1 protein-coding gene and 1 pseudogene are annotated in these 1,648 nt (G+C 70.0%); one reads left to right on the top strand and one right to left on the bottom strand.

Features of this window, described 5'->3' with window-relative positions:
• Positions 1–578, bottom strand: a pseudogene (locus AB0M20_RS42290) (hypothetical protein); the annotation flags it as partial.
• Positions 579–706: 128 nt separating this feature from the next.
• Here AB0M20_RS42290 and AB0M20_RS42285 point away from each other — a divergent pair.
• Positions 707–1,573, top strand: a complete 867-nt coding sequence (locus tag AB0M20_RS42285; protein WP_364307035.1) for an alpha/beta hydrolase — start codon at positions 707–709, stop codon at positions 1,571–1,573.
• Positions 1,574–1,648 lie beyond the last annotated feature (75 nt).

The following is a 1,648-nucleotide window of genomic DNA, read 5'->3' as shown; positions in this document are numbered from 1 at the left end:
CGTGGCGGTACGAACGCCAGCAGATACAGCACCCCCGACACCACGGCGAGCACCCGCGCGCTCAACGCCAAGCCGGCGGCGGAGACCAGCAACGCGGCACCGAACAGACCGGTGCCGGCCGCGGCACACCACAACCGGGCCCGCGCCGCGCCGCCACGCCGGCGAGCCTCCACGCCGAGCAGGCCCGCCGCGATGGCCTCGATGACGAAGAACACGATCACCGCCGACCAGATCGCCGGTCGCGGCGCCGGTCGCGTCGTCGTCGCCAAGACCGGGAAGACGCTCATCGCCCACGCGGTCACCGCTACCGGCCACCACCACGAGCGCAGCGGACGCAGGCGGCTCACCAGCCGCAACGTGAACAGTGGTTTGGCCAGCAGCAACCCGATGGCCAGCGTCGTCACGAGCCGCGGCGGTGCGCCCACCAAAAGCCGGACCATGCTGACGACGAACAGCATCGCGACCGACGAGAACATCCACATGACGTCCCGCAGCAGCGGGTCGCGGCGCCGGCAATACTGCCAGGTGACCCACAACAAGATCACCAGGAACAGCGACGTGACCAGGGCTAACGCCATGGAAACCCCTGTCCCCCGAGCCGCCGATCCGACAATAGCCGCAAATACCGAATATCCCTCAGGCTACGCGACAAGCCCAGAACCCGTTCAGAAACACCTGACGACCGTCTCTGGCAGAGTCCGACCCCATGCAGCGATTCCACTCCTGGGACGGCACGCAACTGGCCTACCGCGTCGCCGGCTCCGGGCCACCACTGATCTGCATCCCCGGCGGTCCCGGCCAGGCCGTCGAATACCTCGGCGAGCTGGGCGGCCTCAGCCGACACCGGACGCTGATCCTGCTCGACAACCGCGGCACCGGCGCGTCGCAACCACCGCAGGACCCCACGACCTACCGGGTCGACCGGCTCATCAACGACGTCGAGGCCCTACGCACCCACTTGCGGCTGGAGACGATGGACCTGCTCGGACACTCCGCCAGCGGCGGGATCTGCCTGCTGTACGCGGCCGAACACCCACAACGCCTCGACCACCTCGTGCTGATCGCACCATCCCTGCGCGTCGCCGACCTCCCGTCCGACCTGGGCGTCGACGAAGTCCTGGCCCGCCGCGCACACGAACCCTGGTACCACGACGCGGTCACCGCGCTGCACGCCGAAGCCACCTCGCCGCAGCAGCTGCAGCAATACAAGCGGCTGGCCGCGCCACTGCTCTACGGGCAATGGAACGCCGCAGCCCAGGCGCAAACCGACGCCGAACCCGCCCAGTTCTCCCAACCGGCCACCGACGGGTTCTACGCCGGCTTCAACCCCGACCCCACACTGCCGGCGCGGCTCGCGGCGCTGACCGCGCCGGTGCTCGTGATGGACGGCGAACACGACATCTGGCCGACCTGCACCGCCCTGCACCAGCTGGCCGCCCTCCTGAACAACGCCGAGGTGGCGGTGCAGCCGCGAGCCGGGCACTTCCCCTGGGTGGACGACCCGGCCGCCTTCGTGGCCACCGTGCACGCCTTCCTCACGGGCAGCCCGGCGATTCTCAAGCGTCGGCCGTGACCAACTCCGCGAAGCGCCGCCAGCCCACATTCCCGCCCGACAGGATCACACCCACCCGGCCACCCACCGGCACCC

Origin of the sequence: Actinoplanes sp. NPDC051633, assembly GCF_040681735.1 — a bacterium.
Classification (GTDB): Bacteria; Actinomycetota; Actinomycetes; order Mycobacteriales; family Micromonosporaceae; genus Actinoplanes.
Note: the sequence above shows the minus strand (reverse complement) of the source record. Positions and strands in the feature narration are given on the sequence as shown.

Coding starts and splice junctions, on each gene's coding strand:
- AB0M20_RS42285 (WP_364307035.1), top strand. CDS start 707: ATGCAGCGATTCCACTCCTGGGACGGCACGCAACTGGCCTACCGCGTC.